Origin of the sequence: Aestuariicoccus sp. MJ-SS9 (assembly GCF_032586235.1) — a bacterium.
In the GTDB taxonomy this organism is placed as follows: Bacteria; Pseudomonadota; Alphaproteobacteria; order Rhodobacterales; family Rhodobacteraceae; genus Aestuariicoccus.
This window is the reverse complement of record NZ_JAWHTD010000096.1, coordinates 1-4461: the sequence shown is the minus strand read 5'-3', so window position 1 is coordinate 4461 and position 4461 is coordinate 1. Positions and strand designations below refer to the sequence as shown.

Here is a 4461-nt window from a genome sequence, read left to right as displayed (position 1 = left end):
AACGGGTCAGGTTTGCTCATGTTGTAACGCTACGAGGCCGCCCTGCCCGTCTCAACCGAAAACCTTCTGACAACACCTGCGCACCAGATCGGAGATCGCGAGCTTCGGAGGCACGGATACGAACATGTGGACGTGGTCGCTCGACAGCACCCCGCGCAAGATGTCGACATCTTTCTCCCGGCAGACTTGGCGGCAGATGTCGCGCACGCGCAGGCGCACCCGACCGGTCAACACCTTGAAACGGTACTTGGTGGACCAGACCAGGTGATACCGATGGTAGAAGACACAGTGGCTTCCGGTGTTGTATTGCATGATCATACCCTCTAAAAAATGAGCCTCCGACCCGGCTGCGGCTCATTTTTTAGAGGGTATGATCATATCACGATTCTTTCTCGCTGAAGCAGACCGACTGGAAGTCGGTGGGTTTGCTCCAGAGCGTGGATACTAAATCCAGCCGCTTCCAAGCGTTCGACCATTTCCTCAAAGTCATCGGTGCAGAATGCGAAGTGAACGTCGGCGATGTCAGGAGATCTGGTGGTGCGATAGGTCCCAGCTTCGTTAAGGACGAGATGGATTTGGCGGTCGTCACATCCCAACCACACTCCTGGGATGGAAAATGGTGGGCGGGGCAAACGCTCTAGCTTGAAAAGATTTTCGTAGAAAGAAGCCGACTCCTGAACGTCCCTCACTGGATACGAGACGTGATGAAGTAACATTTTTGGCATGAAATCTCACTCCCCAAATTCTTTGCCGCGAACAATACCACATGTTGATCCAAAAGGCTGCTCTTCCGCACTGCGGTCACAGCGAGTCTCTGAAGTTCTGTCGGTTCTGACGGCAGCTTGCCACAGTCCAGCGGACAAGCGACACAAGCCCGAGCAGATTGTCACGGGGCTGCGACAGGTTGACTGGCTTGTCGGACAAGTAAAGACTGTTGCGCTGAATTGGAGCAGGCGCCGCCCCCGCATTTGTGGTATTAAGATGAAACCGTTCGTCGGCTTTTTCGCGCGCGGTCAAGAAACGCCCCTTTTGGCAGGCCAAGGCAAGCTTCCTGTCCTCAGTGAATGCCGCTCAGTCGGCTCATTCCATGGGAGGGAAACCAATGTCTTCACCGAAATATATGATGATTACGGTAGCAAAGTGCGCGCCTCAGCAATACGGCGAGGCGATAGGGCACCTGGATGGTCTTGCGAACGATCTGAAAAACGATGCCGGGGCCGTGACCACGCGACATGGCATCATGGCCACTGGTGAGCATACGGGACAGTTGGTTTTGTTCCAGACATACACCGAGATGAACGGGATCGATCGAGCGTTCGGGGTGTATGAGAAGTCTGCCGCATACAAAGGGCTGGTCCACGACATCGGGGTGTCGGTGACGCTGAGAAACATACTGAGGATCGAGGACTTGGGGCTACAGAGACCATCCAGCGAGGTTCCCGCCTACGGGGTCGCGACCCGGGCGATCTCTGCAGGGCTGGAGTTGGAAAGAATGGGCGCCGTGTTACCGCACTTTGAGAACAACGGCGCGATGATTTTCCGCTACTGCACCATTCTCACGGGGCCGGCAGCAGGACATCGGCTCTTGGTTGTCGGGTACCCATCAATGGACGCGGTGGAAAAAACCTACGACACCCTCCGGGGAAGTGATGAGTACAACGCGGTGCTCGAAACCCACCAGATTGAGTGGAGAAACATCATTCGGATAACTGGCTAATGAAAATGGGGGGTGTCGGGATTTTGTCTCGGCAACCTGACACCCCCTTCGGTTGAGAGTGTCAGATCTTCTGTGTATGAGTGATCCGGGCCATGCTTCATCAAAAGGAAGCATGCATGAAAATCTCCAAGGAACTGCTGGACGAATTGCTGAAGGGCGTAGAGCGCCCTGAGGACCTGCTCGGCGATGCCGGGCTGATGAAAGAGCTGAAGATCAAGCTCGTGGAACGGATGCTGGGCGCCGAGAGAGCACGCTTGCGGCGCGGGCAACGGTCGTTTGCATTCCCCGCCGCTATTGATCCACCGCGGCGTTCCTCATTCACGTGGTGGATCGATAGACGTCGGTGAACGGCAGGAAAGTCCGCAAGCCGGACGTAGAGATTGATCTGCCAAAGGTCCGCTGTCGGCTTAAGCCGACGCTCACCCGGTTAACCACATTTCGATTGCCGCCGCTGACCGTTTAGTGGTGCATAGCAGTCTCCGGGCAAGTCCAGTCAAAAGCGAGACGCTTTTGGAGTAGCCCCCTGAAAGTGGCCCACCCACTGGGATAGGAATATCCCGTTTTCAGGAGGACCAGAGAATGGCTGGGAAGAGAGACAAGCCCGAAGAGATCATATCGAAGCTGCGGCAGGTTGAAGTGCTGCAGGGGCAAGGAATGACCATCGCGGATGCGGTGCGTCAGATTGGGATCACGCAGCAGACGTATTATCGCTGGCGAAAGCTCTATGGTGGCATGGGCCGTGATCAGTTGAAGCGTTTGAAGGAGCTGGAGAAAGAGAACCAGCGCCTCAGGCGGGCCGTGTCGGATCTGACGCTGGACAAACTCATCCTGACCGAGGCTGCGCGGGGAAACTTCTGAGCCCTTCGCGCCGCCGCCGGTGCATCGATCATGTGCGGCAGACGTTGGGTGTATCCGAGCGTCGCACCTGCCGCACATTGGGACAGCACCGGTCGACCCAACGCAAGGTTCCACAAGGCCGTTCTGATGAGGAGCAGCTCACCGAGGACATCATCGAGTTGGCCCGCCAGTACGGGCGCTACGGATATCGAATGGTGACTGGCCTGCTGAACAACGCAGGTTGGCATGTGAACCACAAGCGTGTCGAACGCATCTGGCGGCGTGAGGGGCTGAAGGTCCCGCAAAAACAAGCCAAGAAAGGTCGTCTCTGGCTTAACGACGGCTCGTGCGTCCGGCTTCGGCCGGAGCATCCCAACCATGTCTGGTCCTATGACTTTGTGGTGTCAGACCAATTCTAACCGGTCTCCGCAAGGCCAGTGAGCCTGCCCCTTATGCCGCGCAGAGACCGCGCCACTCGGTGAGAGCGGCGGCGCGGTTGGCCTTGAAAGTGTCCCGGCTCGAAAGGCCGCGTTCCTGGTTAAAATGATTGTAGACGGAGGCGTGGACGGATGCGAATTTCTGCAGACTTCGCATGCGCCGGAACCGAAGCATCGCCCGTTCCCGTCGTCGAAACGGAAGATGGGAATTCTCCGCGCGATTGTTCAGCCAACGGCCGGTTTCCTGTCGATCCGCCGCACCGATTTCCTTCAAGGCGGCGCCATAGGAGCGGAGCTTGTCCGTCACCAGGGCGTCTGACCGGCCGTGCTTCTTCATCGCTTTCTTGAGGAATTTCAAGGCAGCATTCTTGTCCCGCTTCTTCGTCACGAAGCTTTCAAGAACCTCGCCCTCGTGATCGACGGCCCGCCAAAGATAATGCGTCTCGCCATTAATCTTCACGAAGATCTCGTCGAGATGCCATCGCCAGCGGCTTGCTCGCATAGCCTCGATCCGACGCTTTCGGATCTCGGCCGCAAACATCGGCCCGAACCTGCGCCACCAGAACCGGACCGTTTCATGGCTGATCTCGACGCCGCGCTCGTGCAGGAGATCCTCGACATTCCGCAGGGAGAGCGGAAAACGGATATACAGCATCACCGCCAGCCGGATGATCTCCGGGCTGGTTTTGAAGTACTTGAAAGGGTCGCGTTTTGCCATCCCGAGACGCTAGTCAGCCCCCTGCCCCGTAGCAAGCCAAGTTCGTCTGACACTGCCGTCCCCGGTCTTGAGCGATTGTTTCAGCGCCTGGACCCCGAGGGCCAGCGCCACGTCGGCGGGGTAGTTGCGGCGATAGAGCCACGTCTTGCCCTTGAGATAGGCATACTTGATGCGAGCAGACATGCGTCTCCTCCTATGGTTTGGATTGTGGGGGGATGGATCAGGCGACGATGGCCTTGATCAGATCGAGGGACGGCTCACCGTATTCCCCAGCGAGCGGTCCAGTCAGCGAGTAGCCCGTCACGCAGTCGTCGAAGACCTCGTGCACCCGGAACAGGTGCTCGGGAATGTCATCGAGAGCGTGGAGCAGAACGACCGACCCGACGGTCAGTCTGAGCATGGCTCGGTCAACGCTGAGACGAGGATGGCCGCCAGCCACAGCAGCAGGGCGTCTCGGCCCAGTGGTTTCGCCCGGTCGGGCATGGCGAAGTGCTTGATAGTCATGAGAACCCTCCGTTTTGCTATCATCTTAGATACGGAAAGTTCCTCGGTTTGGGGGCTTGGTGGCCGATGGCAGAAGGTCCGCCACCAGCCGTCTTGGGATCAGAGGAAGGAGAAGTCCTCCACCGTAAGATCAGCCGCCGCCACTCCCTCTATAAGCACCGTGTGGCCTTGGTAGTCGATCAGCGCGCCCCCGGCGGTATCGGTGATGTTCAAGGCGGCCACCTTGCCATCAAGACCTTGAGCCGGGA

8 protein-coding genes and 1 pseudogene are annotated in these 4461 nt (G+C 57.8%); 3 read left to right on the top strand and 6 right to left on the bottom strand.

All coding sequences use genetic code 11. The features are described 5' to 3' along the window. Positions 1-51: 51 nt before the first annotated feature. The 3 genes from tnpA to RXV88_RS23160 all read right to left on the bottom strand — a co-directional run bounded on the left by tnpA (position 52) and on the right by RXV88_RS23160 (position 1017). A complete protein-coding gene (tnpA, locus tag RXV88_RS23165) occupies positions 52-312 on the bottom strand; it encodes an IS200/IS605 family transposase (protein ID WP_316296080.1) in 261 nt (86 codons plus the stop codon). A 62-nt stretch (positions 313-374) separates the two neighbouring features. Beyond that, positions 375-716, bottom strand: coding sequence for a VOC family protein (locus RXV88_RS23785; protein WP_410468856.1), 342 nt, complete (start codon positions 714-716; stop codon positions 375-377). An 85-nt stretch (positions 717-801) separates the two neighbouring features. Then, on the bottom strand, positions 802-1017 hold the full coding sequence (locus RXV88_RS23160) for a hypothetical protein (RefSeq protein ID WP_316296078.1): 216 nt from the start codon (positions 1015-1017) through the stop codon (positions 802-804). An 85-nt stretch (positions 1018-1102) separates the two neighbouring features. On the opposite strand from RXV88_RS23160, the gene RXV88_RS23155 reads away from it, so the two are divergent. From RXV88_RS23155 to RXV88_RS23145, 3 genes and pseudogenes are all read left to right on the top strand, one after another. Next, positions 1103-1717, top strand: a complete 615-nt coding sequence (locus tag RXV88_RS23155; protein ID WP_316296077.1) for a hypothetical protein — start codon at positions 1103-1105, stop codon at positions 1715-1717. Between the two features lie 116 nt (positions 1718-1833). After that, the gene (locus RXV88_RS23150; protein ID WP_316296076.1) at positions 1834-2064 is read left to right on the top strand and encodes a hypothetical protein; all 231 of its coding nucleotides are present in this window, start codon (positions 1834-1836) and stop codon (positions 2062-2064) included. A 232-nt stretch (positions 2065-2296) separates the two neighbouring features. Beyond that, positions 2297-2955: pseudogene (locus RXV88_RS23145) on the top strand (IS3 family transposase); the annotation flags it as partial. Positions 2956-3004: 49 nt separating this feature from the next. Here the strand turns inward: RXV88_RS23145 and RXV88_RS23140 are convergent. Genes RXV88_RS23140 through RXV88_RS23130 form a run of 3 tightly spaced genes read right to left on the bottom strand, consistent with a single transcriptional unit; the run spans position 3005 to position 4109 of the window. Next, complete coding sequence (locus RXV88_RS23140) at positions 3005-3709, bottom strand: IS6 family transposase (protein WP_316296074.1); 705 nt, start codon at positions 3707-3709, stop codon at positions 3005-3007. A gap of 9 nt (positions 3710-3718) precedes the next feature. After that, positions 3719-3892: a hypothetical protein gene (locus tag RXV88_RS23135; protein WP_316296073.1), complete on the bottom strand. Its 174-nt coding sequence runs from the start codon at positions 3890-3892 to the stop codon at positions 3719-3721. 37 nt (positions 3893-3929) lie between these two features. Then, the gene (locus RXV88_RS23130) at positions 3930-4109 is read right to left on the bottom strand and encodes a hypothetical protein (RefSeq protein WP_316296071.1); all 180 of its coding nucleotides are present in this window, start codon (positions 4107-4109) and stop codon (positions 3930-3932) included. Between the last annotated feature and the right edge of the window lie 352 nt (positions 4110-4461).